16 protein-coding genes are annotated in these 15,958 nt (G+C 65.5%); 3 read left to right on the top strand and 13 right to left on the bottom strand.

Features of this window, described 5'->3' with window-relative positions; genetic code table 11:
• Positions 1-37 precede the first annotated feature (37 nt).
• Both ACJ70B_RS16555 and ACJ70B_RS16550 read right to left on the bottom strand, forming a co-directional pair.
• Entirely contained in the window at positions 38-649 is a 612-nt protein-coding gene (locus ACJ70B_RS16555) for a metal-dependent hydrolase (RefSeq protein WP_408958095.1), read from the bottom strand.
• Positions 650-662: 13 nt separating this feature from the next.
• The gene (locus ACJ70B_RS16550; RefSeq protein WP_408958094.1) at positions 663-857 is read right to left on the bottom strand and encodes a hypothetical protein; all 195 of its coding nucleotides are present in this window, start codon (positions 855-857) and stop codon (positions 663-665) included.
• Between the two features lie 224 nt (positions 858-1,081).
• On the opposite strand from ACJ70B_RS16550, the gene ACJ70B_RS16545 reads away from it, so the two are divergent.
• On the top strand, positions 1,082-1,477 hold the full coding sequence (locus tag ACJ70B_RS16545) for an OsmC family protein (RefSeq protein ID WP_408958093.1): 396 nt from the start codon (positions 1,082-1,084) through the stop codon (positions 1,475-1,477).
• Between the two features lie 43 nt (positions 1,478-1,520).
• The gene (locus ACJ70B_RS16540) at positions 1,521-2,060 is read left to right on the top strand and encodes a gamma carbonic anhydrase family protein (RefSeq protein WP_408958092.1); all 540 of its coding nucleotides are present in this window, start codon (positions 1,521-1,523) and stop codon (positions 2,058-2,060) included.
• Positions 2,061-2,063: 3 nt separating this feature from the next.
• Here the strand turns inward: ACJ70B_RS16540 and ACJ70B_RS16535 are convergent, their stop codons facing one another.
• Positions 2,064-3,104 (bottom strand): amidohydrolase family protein, encoded by a 1,041-nt coding sequence (locus ACJ70B_RS16535; protein WP_408958091.1) that lies wholly within the window; start codon positions 3,102-3,104, stop codon positions 2,064-2,066.
• A gap of 309 nt (positions 3,105-3,413) precedes the next feature.
• Entirely contained in the window at positions 3,414-4,649 is a 1,236-nt protein-coding gene (locus ACJ70B_RS16530; protein ID WP_408958090.1) for an HD domain-containing protein, read from the bottom strand.
• 108 nt (positions 4,650-4,757) lie between these two features.
• Between ACJ70B_RS16530 and ACJ70B_RS16525 the strand changes: the two genes are divergently transcribed.
• The gene (locus tag ACJ70B_RS16525) at positions 4,758-5,003 is read left to right on the top strand and encodes a hypothetical protein (RefSeq protein ID WP_408958089.1); all 246 of its coding nucleotides are present in this window, start codon (positions 4,758-4,760) and stop codon (positions 5,001-5,003) included.
• 62 nt (positions 5,004-5,065) lie between these two features.
• On the opposite strand, the gene ACJ70B_RS16520 is transcribed toward ACJ70B_RS16525, so the two are convergent.
• From ACJ70B_RS16520 to ACJ70B_RS16480, 9 genes are all read right to left on the bottom strand, one after another.
• Positions 5,066-5,554 (bottom strand): SHOCT domain-containing protein, encoded by a 489-nt coding sequence (locus tag ACJ70B_RS16520; RefSeq protein ID WP_408958088.1) that lies wholly within the window; start codon positions 5,552-5,554, stop codon positions 5,066-5,068.
• A gap of 111 nt (positions 5,555-5,665) precedes the next feature.
• A complete protein-coding gene (locus tag ACJ70B_RS16515; protein ID WP_408958087.1) occupies positions 5,666-6,790 on the bottom strand; it encodes a Gfo/Idh/MocA family protein in 1,125 nt (374 codons plus the stop codon).
• A 152-nt stretch (positions 6,791-6,942) separates the two neighbouring features.
• Entirely contained in the window at positions 6,943-9,306 is a 2,364-nt protein-coding gene (locus ACJ70B_RS16510; RefSeq protein ID WP_408960126.1) for a beta-glucosidase, read from the bottom strand.
• 444 nt (positions 9,307-9,750) lie between these two features.
• The gene (locus ACJ70B_RS16505) at positions 9,751-10,368 is read right to left on the bottom strand and encodes a nitroreductase family protein (RefSeq protein WP_408958086.1); all 618 of its coding nucleotides are present in this window, start codon (positions 10,366-10,368) and stop codon (positions 9,751-9,753) included.
• A gap of 248 nt (positions 10,369-10,616) precedes the next feature.
• On the bottom strand, positions 10,617-11,693 hold the full coding sequence (locus ACJ70B_RS16500) for a methionine synthase (protein WP_408958085.1): 1,077 nt from the start codon (positions 11,691-11,693) through the stop codon (positions 10,617-10,619).
• Positions 11,690-12,694, bottom strand: coding sequence for a 5-methyltetrahydropteroyltriglutamate--homocysteine methyltransferase (locus ACJ70B_RS16495; RefSeq protein WP_408958084.1), 1,005 nt, complete (start codon positions 12,692-12,694; stop codon positions 11,690-11,692). The genes ACJ70B_RS16500 and ACJ70B_RS16495 overlap by 4 nt, the downstream gene beginning before the upstream one ends.
• Positions 12,695-12,812: 118 nt before the next feature.
• Positions 12,813-14,039, bottom strand: coding sequence for a PQQ-binding-like beta-propeller repeat protein (locus ACJ70B_RS16490; RefSeq protein ID WP_408958083.1), 1,227 nt, complete (start codon positions 14,037-14,039; stop codon positions 12,813-12,815).
• A 134-nt stretch (positions 14,040-14,173) separates the two neighbouring features.
• Positions 14,174-14,746, bottom strand: coding sequence for a HemK2/MTQ2 family protein methyltransferase (locus tag ACJ70B_RS16485; protein ID WP_408958082.1), 573 nt, complete (start codon positions 14,744-14,746; stop codon positions 14,174-14,176).
• Positions 14,746-15,912, bottom strand: a complete 1,167-nt coding sequence (locus ACJ70B_RS16480) for a mechanosensitive ion channel family protein (RefSeq protein WP_408958081.1) — start codon at positions 15,910-15,912, stop codon at positions 14,746-14,748. The genes ACJ70B_RS16485 and ACJ70B_RS16480 overlap by 1 nt, the downstream gene beginning before the upstream one ends.
• Positions 15,913-15,958: the final 46 nt, after the last annotated feature.

The raw sequence follows: 15,958 nt of genomic DNA, 5'->3' as shown, positions 1-15,958 counted from the left end.
GCCCGCCGAAGACCAGCGTCCGGACGCGAGAGGGTGGTCACTCGAACCGGTCGCCCGCCGCGGGATGCCCAGGAGCGCCGTCGCCGCTCTCGCTCCGGTCACCGATCCGATAGCGCGTCTCGAGCGGGTAGCTTCTGTATCGGGCGAGTATCAGATGGAGGACGATGGCAACAGCGATCAGCCCGAAATTCCAGATCGGCGAATCGTAGTAGATGACGTCGACGATGATCGGCTCGCGATAGAACGGCCAGAGCGGCTCGAGCGGGGCCGCGATGTCAGGTGCGGAGAGCACGTCAGCGAACAGGTGACTAACACCGCCGACGATCAGCCCTGCCGTCGCGAAGACGAAGACCGTCTCGGTCGCGATCTCGGTGCTTCGGATCCAGCGGTGTGAGTTGAGCCAGGCGGTGAGCCACCGCGCGGCGAAGACGCCGACGAGGATACTCACCAGGACGACGAACGACACGGTATGGGTCACGCCATGGTGGGTGACGGGGAGAACCCCCCGAAGCACCAGATCGGTATCGGGGAGCATCGCCGTCACGAGCGCGAACGCCGTAAATCCGAGCGCGGCTCGTCGGCCCCAGATGATCCACGCCGGCGCGGCGAACAACAGCGCCATTCCGAGGTGGCCGGTCACGTCGACCATGCGATCGCTCGAGTTATCGGAGCCGCCGAGCGAGCCGGAGGACCAGGGACGTGATCGTGCCGATGCCCGGAACCCGGGACGAGAGCGCCGCCGCACCGAGGAGCAGGAGGCCGCTCTTCGTCCGGCCACGCCGGAACGCCAGCACGCTGTCGATTACCGTCGAGACGATACTGAGCTTGTTCGCCGATCGCGCGTTGAAACCGCTCATAATCTGTGTTTCGCGTTCGTGCGCAGCGGGCAAACCGACCACCACTGCAAACGCAGGGCCTATCGCTGCAAACGCGACGCTCCGGAAACCGGACGTGACGGGCCGCCGAGACGAGCGCGAGTCGCTCGTGGGCGACCATCGACGCGGCGGTGCGGCCCCGACATCAACCGGTCGTCTCGTCAGCACCAACGTTTACAGCACCGCTCGTGGATCGCTCGAGTGCGATGGCGAAACAGGTCACCACCGTCTCCGACGAGGGGTACAGCGCCACGAACGAGATCCGCGACTTCGAGACCACGATCGACGCTAACGGCGAGGACGCCCCCGATACGCTCGAGTCGCTGCTGGCGGCCTACGGCTCCTGTTACGTCCCGGCGCTCCGGGTCGGCGGGCAACAGCGCGGGGCCGACGATCTCGGGCGAATCGAGATCGAAACGACGGGCGAACTCAACGACGACGATAAACTCGAGTCGGTCCGGTTCGATATCAGCGTCGAGGCCGACGTCGACGACGACACCGGCGAGGGGATCATCGAGCGTGCGTTCGAACTCTGTAAGGTCCACGACGCGCTCAAAGAGAGTCTACACGCGGAGACCAGCTTCGAAGGCGACGCGTTCTGAGAGCGCGGCGACCCACCGATCGGCTCTCGACGGTCAGTCTCCGATGAGCAGCTTCAAGACGGCGCTCGAGACAGAGGCAGACATGCTACGTTCGTTCGACGGAATCGAACCACGGGTCGCAGACTCCGCGTACGTCGACGAGGCCGCGGTCGTCATCGGCGACGTCGTCATCGAAGACGAGGCCAGCGTCTGGCCGAACACCACGCTTCGGGGCGACCACGGCACGATCGTCGTCGGCGAGGGCGCAAACGTCCAGGACAATGCCGTCCTCCACGAGGAGGCCGTACTCGAGCCCTTCGCGACCGTCGGGCACAGCGCCATCGTCCACGATGCGACCGTCGCCGAACGCGCGCTGGTCGGGATGAACGCGGTCGTCCTCGACGGCGCTCACGTCGGCGAGGGAGCGGTCGTCGCCGCCGGCAGCGTCGTCACCGAGGGCACCGAGGTCCCCGAATCGACGCTCGTCGTCGGCACGCCCGCGGAACCGAAGACGGAGATCGACGATCCGCACCTCGGGGCGACGGCCGACCGGTACGTCGAGCTCTCGAGCGAACACGCCGAGACGTCCGAACGGCTCGACTGAACGTCAGTCGACGCGCTCGCCGTCGGCCCCATAGACGACCTCCCGAACGTCGTCGACGCCGGCCCGGCGAACCACGGCCCGGACCGGATCGCGAGCACCGGCGAGGTTGTCCGAGTCGCCGTCGAGCACCAGCAGCCGCGCCTCGCGGCCCGGCTCGAGGAGACCGTACTCGAGGTCGGCGATCTCGGCCCCATTGACGGTCGCCATTCGAAGGATTTCGTCCGCCGGCAGCGCGGAGAGCTTCGCGAGGAACTCCATCTCGCGAAACATCGACGGTGAGTTGAGAAACACGTTGTCCGTCCCGAGCGCGAGCGTCGTCCGCTCGTTGAGTTCCTCGTAGGGCGACAGCCCCACGTCGGTCACCAGGTTCGAGCGCGGGCAGACGACGATCGGCACCTCCTGATCGGCGACCCGCTCGAGATGGCGCGGTTCGGGGTGGACCATATGGACCAGAAAGTCGGGCTCGAGATCCAGCGCCGGATCGATGTCGCTTTTGTCGACCTCGCCGGCGTGGATACCGAAGGGCTTGCCCGCCTCGCGGGTCGCCGCGCGCTCCTCGTCGAACTCGGAATCGTTGGCTCCGCTCGCGCCGAAGCCGTCGCCCGCGCCCATTGCGTCGACGGACCCGCGCGCGAACGAGATCGCGTCGATCTCGAGGCCCTCGGCCGCGTCCTCAAGTAGCCGAACGCCCGCCACGTCGCCCTCGCGGAAATCGAGGCAGGCGGCCGTCCCGGCTCGCTGCATAAACGACAGCGACCGCGCCATCGCGCCCACGAGTTCCTCGCGATCGGCCGCCCGGAGCAGCCGGTGTTTCAGCCCGTCCGGCGGCGCGACCAGTTCCTCGAGCGAGAGGCCACCGCCGGCCTCCTTGGCGATCGAGTCGCCGATGTGGGTGTGAGCGTTGACGAACGCCGGCAGGATGATATCGTCGCTCTCGACGGACGCCTCCTCGATGGCCTCGATGCAACCGTCCTCGTCGACGACGATGCGCCCCTCGACGGGGTCGAAGTCGGGGCCGCGGAGAATCGTTCCCGTTCGTTCCATACGAGACCGTTCGCGGTCAGTCCCTTCAACGATTCGCCGTCGGCCGGTCGACGACTTGAGTTGGCAACACTCGAGTCGGCAGCAGACGAACGCGGGCGCGCTGACGACCATCGGGGCGAAGGGGACGCGCGGATCAGCTTCGAGGGTCTCGTCGACGAACCGCGACGGCCGCGGCCCCGAACGGAGCCGTCTCCGATACACCCTCCATCCGACATTCGGTATCGGGCGACGGAAGTCCGACCGTTCCGTCGGTGGGAGTGCTCGAGGGAGAGAGGTCCCAGTACGGGCGATACGCCGGAGCATCGGTCGTCATCGATCGACGAACTGGTCCAGCGTCGTGTCGGGGCCATCCCGAACCTCACTGACCAGTGCGCCGTCGATATCGAGACCGAGGACGTCCACAGCGGCCCGGCCGACCCGGTCGCGCAGCGCCGGCGGCGAGTAGACACCGAGGCGCCACTGGGAGTACTGGGCCGCTCGCAGCGCCCCGACCAGTGGCGACTGCTGGCCGAGTCGGCGAACGTCGCCGGTGACCATCACGCGCGTCGTCGATTCGGCCATCGACGGCCGACTCGGCACGTCGAGGATGACGCGCGCCGGATCGGCGCTCGCGCGATCGGCAATCTCTCGCTCGAACTCGCGGATCGTCCCATGGTCGGCCTCGATGATCCCGCCCGGCACGTCGTCGATCTCGGCCCACACCGCCCGTTTGAACAGGTCGCGCTGATCCAGCCGCCGGGAGAACTCGGCGGTCGCCTCGCAGGACCTGAGCGCCGCGATCAGATCGTGGTCGTCCATCCGCTGGAGCACCTCGGCGTCCACGTCGGCGGCCGGCGCGTTCAGCAGCCGCTCTCCCGCTCGCCGGAGCATCGCCTTGCTGATCCGAGCGACGCCGTGGCTGTAGACGGTCGGATTCATCAGCGCCCGGGCGACCAGCAGGCTCTCCGCGGTCTGGACGTTCCCCTCGTCCAAAACGAGTTCACCGTCGACGAAGGTCAGTTCCCGGACGAGCCGGCCGTGATCGATCGTTCCGTAGGGGACCCCCGTGTGATGGGCGTCCCGCACCAGATAGTCCATCCGGTCGACGTCGAGTTCCCCCGAGACCAGCTGGCCGAACCGGCCCTCGCCGGCGACGAGATCCGCCACCCGGTCCGGCTCGAGGTCGTGGTCGCGTAGTACGTCCCCGACCGCCCCGTTTGCGAGCAGCCCGTGGACGTCGTCGTGGTACCGGCCCGTTCGCCGATAGGTGAGCGACTCGAGATTGTGGCTGAACGGCCCGTGACCCACGTCGTGGAGGATGGCCGCGGCGCGAACCCGCTCGGCTCGTTGGCCCTCGACCGCGAGATGCTCTAAGGCCTCACAGGCGAGATGGTAGACGCCGAGGCTGTGTTCGAACCGCGTGTGGTTGGCCGAGGGGTAGACCAGCGAGACGGTGCCCAGCTGGCTGATCGACCGGAGCCGCTGGAGTTCCGGGGCGTCCAGCAGGTCGCGGGCGACGCCGTCGACCTGAATGTGGTCGTGGACGCTGTCCTTGATGGTCTTCATGGGTCGTCTTTGGGCCGGTTCCTACAAAAACGGTCGTCCGAACGACGCCTCGAGTTGCGAATTCCGGCTAAAGGGCTACCCGCATCGCCACGTTATGGCCCACTCGCCATGACCGATCTGACCATTCCACCGGACGCCGACGAGCGACGAGCCGCGGAGTTGGTACAGAGCCACGTCGAAATCGGCGACACCGTCGAGATCCGAAACTCGGAACGGACCGAAGACCACCAACTCGACGTCACCGGCGAGGTGACCGGCCTCGAGGCCGACTACGTCGAAATCGACGGCCAATCGCCCGCCGACAAGGGCGTCAGGTACGACGAGATCCACACGGTCAGTCGGATCGAGTCCTGAGCGGCCGGCAGCGATGCCGGCGACGCGCTCGCCGTCGCGGCGCTCGACGGCCCCGGTCACAGCTATCGCTCGGTCTCCCGCTCGCGGTCGCGCTCGTCGGAATCGTCGCCGGTCGAGTCGGCCAGCGGATCGCCTCGATTGACCCGATCGACGTCGACGCCGGACGCCGACGGACCGTCGTCAGCGTCCGATCCGCCGAGGACGTCGTCGGGGAGATCGTCGACTGCGACGAGTCGCTCGAGGCGACGCTCGAACTCTGCATCGTCGATCTCTCCCGCTGCGTAGCGGCGTTTGAGTTCGTCGAGCGGATCGGCCTCGGATGTGGGATCGCTAGCTGTCGCCGTCGGCGCGTCGTCGTTCTCGAGGGCCGTTGCGATCTCCTCGCCCCAGAACAGCAGGATCGGCATAAGCAGAAACCAGCCGATGATCGAAATCGCGGCTGCGAGGACTCCGAGTCCGGAAATCGCGACGACACTCGTCAGTGCGAGGGTGACGATCGCGATCAGCAGCCAGCCATCTTCGGCGATGAACCGCTGCAGTCGACTCGGCATTCAGTTGTCACGTCGTCCCGATCGTACAAAGTCGTTCTGACGACCGACCGGTAGGACGGCCGCGACCGACGCGATCGACCCGGCCGGCGGATCGCGTCGAAACGTTCGTTTTCACTCGAGCGCGATCCACCTGCCCTCGTCGTCGCTCTCCGCGATGGCATCGAGGACCTGCTGGGCGGCGAGTCCGTCCGCAAAACTGGGTGCGAACTCGCGGCCGTCCGCGACCGCGCTTAAGAACTCGTAGTTCTCGTGGACGAAGGTGTGCTCCCAGCCCAGCACGTGACCCGGCGGCCACCAGTGGTCGACGTACGGGTCGTCCTCGTCGGTGACGAGGATGGTCTCGTAGCCCCGATTGCCGTCACGGAGCAATTCGAGTTCGTTCAGCCGCTCGAGCGAGAACTTCAGGCTCCCCTCGGAGCCGTGGACCTCGACGGTGTGGTCGTTCTTGTGGCCCGTCGCGAAGCGCGACCCCTCGAGGGTGCCCATCGCACCGTTAGCGAACTCGAGTTGCGCGGTGTAGGCGTCGTCGACGGTGACCGCGCGACGCTCATCACTGCCGGCCACCGGGCGCTCCTCGACGAACGTCTGCAAGTGGCCGCTAACCCGCTCGATCTCGCCGGCGAGGTCATCCGAGCCGACCAAAAATCGCAGGAGGTCGACCGAGTGCGAGCCGAGGTCACCGAGCGTACCTGACCCCGCTAGCTCCTCGTCGTTGCGCCACGACCACGGGGCCTCGGGATCGACCAACCAGTCTTGCAGATACCGCCCGCGGACGTGACGGATCTCACCTAGTTCGCCCGCCTCGAGCAGCGCCTTCGCGTACCGGATCGCGGGCACGAACCGGTAGTTGAACGCGCAGCCGGCCGGAACGTCGTCGCCCGCCGCACGCGCCGTCTCGGCCATCACGTCCGCCTCCTCGAGCGTCGGTGCGAGCGGCTTTTCGCAGAAGACCGGCGTGCCGGCCTCGAGTGCCGCGATCGACGGCTCGGGGTGGACGTGGTTCGGCCCGAGGTTGTAGAAGGCATCTACGTCGTCGATGACCGCCTCCCAGTCCGTCGAGATCGACTCGAAGCCGAACCTATCGGCGGCATCTTCCAACGCCGCCTCGTCGCGACCGACGAGGACGCTGCGTTCGATTTCGGGCGCGTCCGGGAAGAACATCGGAAGCCGCGCCATCGCGTTCGCGTGCGCTTTCCCCATGAATCGATAGCCGAGAACGCCGACCTCTAGGGTCATGGACGGTCGTTCACCGGCCCGGTAGTTAGCGCTTTGCCGTGAGACGGACCGCGTGGCGCCGATAGGGTCGCGCATGATCGCTTCCCATCGGGACCGAAAGCGGGACGCTTACTGACAGCAGCGACCCGCGGCGTTCCACGACGGCCAGCGAATCACGTCCGATGGGAGGATCGCCATCCGACGTCGCCGCGTCGCTTGAGCCGGCGGTAGAGCGCCATCGCATCCCCGAAGTCCTCGTTACCGTCGTTGTCGATATCGTACCGCCCCGGGACCGGCTCGGGATCCGTGATCGAGCCGGCGTTCTCGACCGTCAGCGTCGCCGTCGCGTCACCAACCGAGAGTTCGTACGCACCCGCTTCGACGACTTTCGCCCGGTCACCGGGCATGTCGCCGGGGACGACCTCGAGCGTCGAGAGGTCGAGCTCGAGGTCGACGGTCGCGGACTCGCCGGGTTGGAGGGCGACCCGCTCGAAGCCCATCAGTCGTCGATGAGGCTGAAGCACGGACCCGTAGCGCTCGGTGTTGTACGCTTCGACGATGTGTTCGCCGGCCGTGTCACCGACGTTCGAGACGGTTACCTGTGCCGTAACGGTCGGGTTTCGGGCGGGGTTGCCGACGGTGTCTCGGGACAGTGATAGCCCCGAGTACTCCCACTCGGTGTAAGAGAGTCCGTGACCGAACTCGTACTGGACCGTCTGGTCCGCCGCGCCGACCGACTGGCGCGGCGGATAGTCGTCGTAGATGAGAGGGACGTGGCCGACGTTGGCCTCCCAGGTGAACGGGAGCCGTCCGGAAGGATTGTACTCGCCGAACAGCGTGTCGGTGACCGCGACGCCGGTATCGCTGCCGGGTTGGCCGGCAAACAGGACGGCGTCGAGGTGATCGAACGTTTCGTCGGTCCCGCGCGGGCTTCCGGCGATGACCACGCCGACGAGCGGGATATCGTCGGTCTCCGCGTCGACCAGTTCCACGAGCTCCCGTTGTGCCTCGGGAAACCGCATCTGATCGCGATCGCCGTAGCCCTCGTTGTGCGGCCCTTCGCCGAGCACCACGACGACGGCGTCGGCCGCTCCGGCGGCGTCCGCGATCGCCGCTTCCTGCTCGTCGGTGACGTCGAAGAACCCGTTATCGAAGTTCTCGAAGATGCTCTCGTATGGCGCGGCGTCGAACTCGGTCGGAACGTGCGTGAGCCGGTCACCGAGTCGGTCGGACAGCTCGCCCGCGATCGTGTTCTGACGCGGCCGCGGGCCGTCCTCGGTCAGGTCGCCGTTCTCGATCCCCTGCCACCCGAGCGTCCAGCCGCCGTGTTGCATCAGGAACCGGTTTGACGTTCCCGCCGAGACGCCGGGGCCGGTCAGCAGCACGTCCTCGGTGCCCTCGAGCGGCAGAACGTCCCCGTCGTTCTTCAAGAGGACCAGCGACTCCTTGGCGAGGCGCTCGGAAACGCCTCGCGCACCGCCGACGAGGTCGCCGATCTCGTCTTCGGGGACGGATGGTCGGTCGAACAGGCCGAGATCGCGCTTGAGCTCGAGGATACGCCGGACCGACTCGTCGATGTACTCCTCGGCGAGCTCGCCGCTCTCGACAAGGTCGATCGTCGTGTCGATAAACTCCGTCGGCGCTGTCTCCCCGCCGCACATGTGCATGTCGATACCGGCCTCAAGTCCCTGTTTGACGGCCTCGCGCCACCCCTCGTCCGTATCGGGGAGGTACTCGTGATTCGATAGCAGTCGCTTGAAATCGTCCCAGTCGGTGAGGATGATACCGTCGAACTCGAACCGCTCCCGGAGCACCTCCGTCAGCAGCCACCGCGAGGCGTGGGCGGGTTTCCCGTTGACCGCGCCGCTGTTGACCATCACCGTCTCGGCCTCCTCGAGTGCGCGTTCGTAGGCCGGGAGCTGTCTGGTCCGGAGATCGCGCATCGATGTCCGTGCGTGTGCGCGGTCCTTGCCGGTGTTCGGTGCCCCGTAGCCGGCGAAATGTTTGACCGTCGCGGCGACGCGGCCACTCTGCTCGAATCCGCGCGCTCGCGCTCGTCCCAGTTTGCCGACCATCATCGCGTCCTCGCTGTGGCCCTCGAAGTATCGCCCCCAGCGCATATCGCGGAGCACGTCGACCGTCGGGCCGAAGATCCAGTGGCCGCCCATCGCCGCGATCTCGTTCCCAGTGTGGGTCGCCGCCGCCTCGACTAGTTCGACGTCACGGGTCGCACCCATGTTGAGCCGCTGTGGAAAGCTCGTACAGCCGTCGAGCAGCGTGTTCCCGTGAAGGGCGTCACAGCCCCAGAGGAACGGAATTCCGTGGTCCGTGTCCTCGACCGTATACTGCTGGAGCCGGTTGAGCCCCGCGACGAACTCCTCGCCGTCAAACGTCGGTCCCGTCGCCCCGCCGTTGATGATCGAGCCGACGTGAAGCTTCGAAAACAACTCGCCGAGCGTGTCCGCATCGTCGTGGTCGTTGAACGCAGTCTCGGGACCAAACCCCTCGCCGAGATCGTCAATCGCGACCTGCGTCATCTGGCCTACCTTCTGCTCAAGGCTCAGACGGTCGACGAGCGCGTCGATCTCCGATTCGTGTCGCTCGCCCGTAGCAGCGGCCGTACCGACGCCGACGGCAGACGCCGCCGTCGCCGCACCGGTCGCTTGCATGAACGTTCGCCGTGATTCGTCGACTGTCTCCGATTCGCGCTTCGCTGGTTGATCGTCTGACATGCGATACCGATTGGCAACTCGGGATATGATAACTATTCTCTCTCTAAGAGTTGTGTCATAATCACATCGTATCCTACTAGGGAAATCTATTTATAGTAATATTCACTCTATTGAGAGTTCATCGAGAGATACAGCCACTTCCGAAGACCAGTCGCTGCTTCGAATCAGTCGGAACTACCGAACTCGGCGTCGGAAACGGAATCACGACCGATCGGACGGCGGAACGGGGCGACTCGAGGCTCGATTCGATTACTCGAAGCCGCCGCGGTGGACGATTTCCGCAAGCGGCTTGCGGTCGCTCGGTTGTTCGCGCTCTTGTAGTTCTTCGGGAAGCGTTTCGGGCGGTGCGCGCTCGCCGATGGCGACCATCGCCTCGACCGCGTACTCCTCGGGAACGTCGAGTTCCTCGGCCGCGCGCTCGTAATCGAAGCCGGCCATCCCGTGGACGGCCAACCCGCGGCGCGCGCCCTCGAGCGCGAGGTTTTCCCAGGCTGCACCGGTATCGAAGGAGTGGACGGGGGCCGGTTCGCCGTTGTGGTCGAACGTCGTCTTCGAGACGATGACCGCGAGTACGGCGGCGTCGGTCGCCCACGACTGGTTCATCTCGTTCATGAGATCCACGAAGTCCTCCCACTCGTCGTCCTCGCGTGCCGCGATGAGGAAGCGCCAGTGCTGGTTGTTGAATGCGGAGGGTGCCCAGCGCGCGGCCTCGAACAGGGGGAGGTACTCGTCTTCGTCGAGTGACGCACCGGTCATCGCGCGCGGCGACCAGCGATTGACGAACAGCGAGTCGATATCGTGGTCGGCGTCGCGGTGCTCGGCGACATCGTCGCGCAGCTCGCGTCGAGTCTCGAGAGAGTCTGACATCGATCACCGATAAGAGCGCGACGAACATATACGTTATCGGACAATAGAGTTACCAGGTAACATCTGTGTCCCGTCGCGGCTCTCGGTTCGATATTGGATTCGGACGTACTGTGTATGTGATGGGTTCTCAGAGAACGGTCAGCGAACACGCCGAATGCGGCATCGATATGGCGTCGGCGAACGGATAGCAGCGCTCGACGGCTGAACCGGCGAAGCGAGGAGCGAAAATGAGAGCGTCTCGGAACCGATCAGTCGTCGGCGGGCGTCGGCGTGCCGCGCTCGATATCGATGTTACCTGCGTCGAGGTCCGCCTCGACGTTGCGGGCCGCCTGCACCATGTTCTCCATCTTGCCGTAGGCGACCTCGCGGGGCAGCAGCTTCACGCCGCAATCCGGCGAGACGACTAGCTGCTCCGGCGGGACGACCTCGAGACCCTTTTTGATGTTTTCCTCGATCTGTTCGACGGACTCGGCCTCGGCAACGTGGACGTCGGTGACGCCGAGTGCGAGATCCTTCGTGAACTCGGGGTCTTTGAAGACGTCCAGTTGCTCGTAGTCGCCGTTCGTGAGCTCGAGGTCGAACTCGTCGACCGGGAACTCCAGAATTTCGGGGTAGATTCGGGAGTAGTCGCCGTAACAGACGTGGAGGCCGATGCGGACCTCCTCGGGGATGTCGGCCACGATGTGCTCTAAGGCCTCACCGACGATGGCGTGGTCGTCAGGAGTCGTTGCGAGCGCGGGTTCGTCGATCTGGATATACTGTGCACCGGCGTCGACGAGCTTCTCGATCTCCTCGTTGACGAGGTCCGCGAGGGCGTAGGCGAGTTCCTCGTCGTCCTCGTAGGCCTCGTTGAACGCCCAGCTCGCGAGCGTGTACGGACCCGTGATCGGGACTTTCACGGGGCGGTCGGTGGCGCTGGCGGTGAATTTGTACTCGTCGACGAGCCAACTGTCGTCGTACTCGACCTCGCTAACGACGCTTGGTTTGTCGAAGTAGTTGTGCCCCCAGACCTTGACAGGGCCGTTGAACTCGTAGCCCTCGATGCGGTCGGCGAAGAACTCGACCATCTCGTTGCGCCGCATCTCGCCGTCGACGACGGCATCTAAGCCGGCGCGTTCGTGTTCGTTCGTGATGAGTCGGGCGGCGTCGTCTTTGGCTTCCTGCCAGTCGTCTGCGTCGAAGTCGTGGTCCTCGTCCTGATAGAGCTCCTTCGCGCGGTTGAGCCACTTGGGCTTCGGGTAGGAGCCGACGACGGTCGTCAGCAGGAAGTGGTCGTTCTCGTGGTCGTCCGGTCGGAACTGATCTTTGTTCTCGTTTTCACTCATGCTGTTTGCACCTCCGCGAGGTCCGCGGCTTCTGCAAGGACGTCGAGTTTCTCCACGTACTTGCCGTAGGGCAGGTAGAACGTCTCGGTGTTGGTCGTCAGATAGATCGTCTCGAACGCGGTCACGCCGAGCTGGCCTTCGACCCAGTCGACGCGGTCGCGGATCGCTTCGGGGTCCTCGACGAGCGTGTTCTGGCCGTCGGCGAGACCGAGCGCGACGTCGTCGGTTGCGCCGTACTCCTGAATGTTGTAAAGATTGTCGTCCTGGTTCGCGACGAAGTCGAAGCCGACCGCGTCGATATCGGCGTCGAGCAGGTGTGCGTAGACCTTCTCCTCTAACGCACCCCAGTAGGGCTGGACGACGACGTCGGCGTCGGTCGCCGCTGCGACGCGATCGATCGCCTCGCTCGCGCGCTCGTCTTCGCCGTCGCCGGGTGCGTTCTCGACCAGCGAGGGCTCGAGCAGGAACAGCGTCTCGACGTCGGGGAAGGCGTCGACCTCGCCTGCGAGGAACTCCGCGATGCCACCGAGGAACTCGGCCTCGTCGTCGTAGTGTTCGTCGGTTGCGAGGTCCGCAAGCGAGTACGGTCCGGGGAGGACGGCCTGCAGATCGTCGCCGCTTGCGAGTTCGGCGGCCGTCTCGAGCTCCGAGGCGACGTCGCCGGAGAAGCCGAGGTCGTCCTGGACGACGGGCTCGCGGTAGAAGTTGTTATTATCGTAGTAGCGGACGATCCCCCGCGTCTCGACGGCGTCGTGGACCGCGAGCGGGTGAGCGAGCATATCGTCCCAGCGCAGTTGCCCCTCGACGATGCGGTCGAGACCTGCGTTCTGCTGTACCTCGATTACGTCCTCGCGGGCCTCCTCGTAGGCCGCGGTGATCGCCTCGCCCTCGTCGCCGCTGACGAGGTCGTGTTTCTGATGTCCTTTGAGGTCCGAGAGGTCGTCTTTCGCCCAATCCGGGAGCGGATACAGTCCCGGCGTGGTCGACACGTACTCAGTCATCGTAGGGCCGGCTAGGCTATACCGACGCTTAATATTTTCCATCCGCACTAATACGCAGTAGTAATCGTTTCGGCACTCGAGAGAGCGTCGACGGGGTTGACGCGATGTCTCGCCGACGTTACTCGAGTGCCAGCAGCGCGTACGTCCCCGGCGCGTATGTCCCCGTATCGACCTGTGCGACGACGTAAATCGTGCCGTCGTCGAGGATGGGTCCTGGACCGACGCGACCCGCGAACTCGCGCTCGAATCGGACCGCCGGTCCGCCGTCTGGACTGTCGCCCGGCGTCGGATCCAGTGCCCAGAGGCGGTCGCCGCCGACGAAGACGGTGTCGCGGCCGTACGCCGGGGCCGTGTGTTGCCAGTCGCCGATGTCGTGTGTCCAGTGGCGCTTGCCGGACTCGGCGTCGATGGCGGAGAGACCACGGCCGGTCGCAGCGAGGACGAGATTATCTACGACACCGATGCCGCGTTGCGTCCTACCAGTGTCGGCCGTCCAGTTGATCGTCGGACTCGAGAGGCCGTCGTCCATCAACGCGTACGTCTTTCCGTCTTGGCAGGATATGTACACCGAGTCCGAGCCCGCGGTCGGCGGACCGCTCGGTTTGGCGGGCAGTTCCCATCGCCACCACCCCGTCCCGTCCTCCGCGAGCAGCGACACCTCGCCCGCTTCAGTCGCGACGACGAAACCGTAGCCCTGAAAGACGGCGAGGTGGTCGAGTATCTGGCCAAACACGGTCTTTTCCCAGCGTATTTCGCCGTTTCCCGGATCGAGACCGACGACTCGATCACCTGCACCGCAGACCAGTAGTCGGTCGTAGTACATCGTCGGTGTTGTCACGCCGCCGTGAGTCTCGAACGATCGCTCCCACAACTGCTCGCCCGTCTCGGCCTCGAACGCACGGATCGCGTTCGCCGTCGCGACGTACGCGACGCCGCCGCGGACCAGCGGTGCCGTTGTCCTCTCTTCGACGGTCCATCGTTCCGTTCCGTCCGCGGCGTCGAAGACCCGCAGAGTTCTGGCGTCAGGTTGATACACGCGCCCGTCGGCGACGACGGGTGCGTGAGATGAGAACGGTGCGACGTCGACCCGCCAGCGCTCGGTGACGCCGTCCACGGGGGCCTTTCCGTCGGCGACGGCACGGGTGTTGGCCGCGTTGCAACCGAAACTCGACCAGTCACCGTTCGCTCCGTGGATGTTGTTCTTGGGAGCCGGTTGCCGACTGACACCCGATGCCGGCGGCTCATCGGGCTGGGGATCGCTCGAGAGTAGCGAACACCCTGCGAGCACGGCGCTTGCGGCGCTGGCTCCGACAGCGGTCAGCAGGCTTCGTCGAGTAGCGGGCATTGCACCGTAGAACTCAACCACCTATAATGTATATTTCTATGACGTTTCGAACGGAGGCCTGAAGACCAGTGGCCGGCTGAATCGGCTGACGAGTGGTCGCCGTAGTTTGACGACCACCAGGTCGCGTTCGGCCCTTACCGAAGCAACTCGAGGATGGTCAGCGTTTCAAAGGGGAACGACTCGTCGGCGACGGCGACGGCGCTGAAGCCCTCCTCACCGGCTCGTTCGACGACATCGTCGACGCCGGTGAGGCTGCTGACGAGCAGGTAGCTGACGCCGTCGGGCGCGAGCACGCGGCCGACCGTCTCGAGGAACGGGTCGATGACGGCGCGGCCGTCCTCGCCGCCCGACAGCGCGCGCTCCATCCAGTCGTCCCACTCGTTTTCGGGGTCTGTCGGCAGGTACGGCGGGTTGAAGACGACGGCGTCGAACGTGCCGTCCCGGAACGGCGCGACGAGATCCGCTCGCACCGTCTCGACGTCCTCGCTGCGGGCCTGACGGACGGCGTGAGGGTTCAGATCCGAGGCAATCACGCGAGCGTCCGTCTCGTCGGCAATCTGTCCGGCGACGTACCCCGAGCCAGTACCCACCTCGAGGACGAGGGCGTCGCCCGCGAGGCGCTCGCAGACGGCCTCGGCCAGCAGCTGCGAGTCCTCGGCGGGCTGGTAGACATCCGGTTCCTCGTCGCGTCGGTCCTCGAGTCCCATCAGTTCTCCTCCGGTGTCGTCATCCGATGTTCCCGTGTGGTTCCGTCGCCGACCCGAGTACTCGGTTCGGTCGCCCGTTCGTCGGCGACTCGAAAGCCGCCGGTCTCGTCTCGTCCGGAGAGTTCTCGCTGTGGGTACGGAATCTTGATATCCTCGGCCTCGAACGCCTCCTTGATCGCGTTGATCGCGGCCGTTCGCGCCCGCCAGTAGCGTCTGGCGCTCGGTTTGTCGATCCAGAATCGGACGGCGAGAACGACCGCCGAATCGCCGAACGACTTGGCGACGACCTGTGGCGACGGCGCGGACAGCGTCTCGTCGATCTCCGTGACCGCCTCCGTCGCGAGGTCGATCGCGCGGTCCACGTCGGTCGCGTAGTCGACGCCGACGTCGACCTCGAGGCGCAGGCGGCCGCGCTTCGAGCGGTTGGTCACGGTGCTCGAGGCGATGGCGTCGTTCGGGATCATGATGTACTCGCCGTCGAACGACCGGACCTGGGTGTTGACGATCGAGATGTCGGTGACGACGCCCTCGTCGCCGTCGACCTCGATCCAATCGCCGATTTCGAACGGCCGGGCGAACATCAGGACGAAGCCGGCGAGCATCGTTCCGAGCGTCTGGCGGGCGGCCATACCGAGGACGATCCCGAGGAAGCCGGCCCCGACGAGCAGACTGCCCAGATCTTTGATCCAGATGCCGAGGATGACGACGAGGGAAACAGACCAGATGACCACCTGAGTGAGTCGATGGGTGATCTGTCGTTGGTGTTCGGTGACGGCCGCCGTCGAGTCTAAGACCTCTTCGATCACTCGTCGAACGAACCGCGTGACGATGACCGTCACGACGAACAGTATAAACGAAAGTATCGCGTGCGGAACGGCTCTGCCGCCCAGATTGAGCTCCGCAGAAAGCTGCTGGATATCATCCGTCTGCCCCCAGACGCCGGTCACGACGGCGAGACTCAGCGCACACGTTCCGATGAGCAGCGTCATCGAAACGATGTCGGCGTACAGCGGCCTCGCCCGGTCAGTCAGCCACGCGTGTACCCGCCGATAGGAGAGGAGCACGGCGAGTACGAGCCCGACGGCCGCGGCCGACACCGCGAGTTTGAGCGGCATCGTCGGGAACAGCTCCGATAGCCAACCGGCCCTCGTCAGTAGTCCGGACATGCGTTCGTCTCTCCGATCTGTCGACCGTGCAGCTTTGAGTATCCGT

The organism is Natrinema sp. 74, from assembly GCF_046097095.1.
Classification (GTDB): domain Archaea; phylum Halobacteriota; class Halobacteria; order Halobacteriales; family Natrialbaceae; genus Natrinema.
Note: the sequence above shows the minus strand (reverse complement) of the source record. Positions and strands in the feature narration are given on the sequence as shown.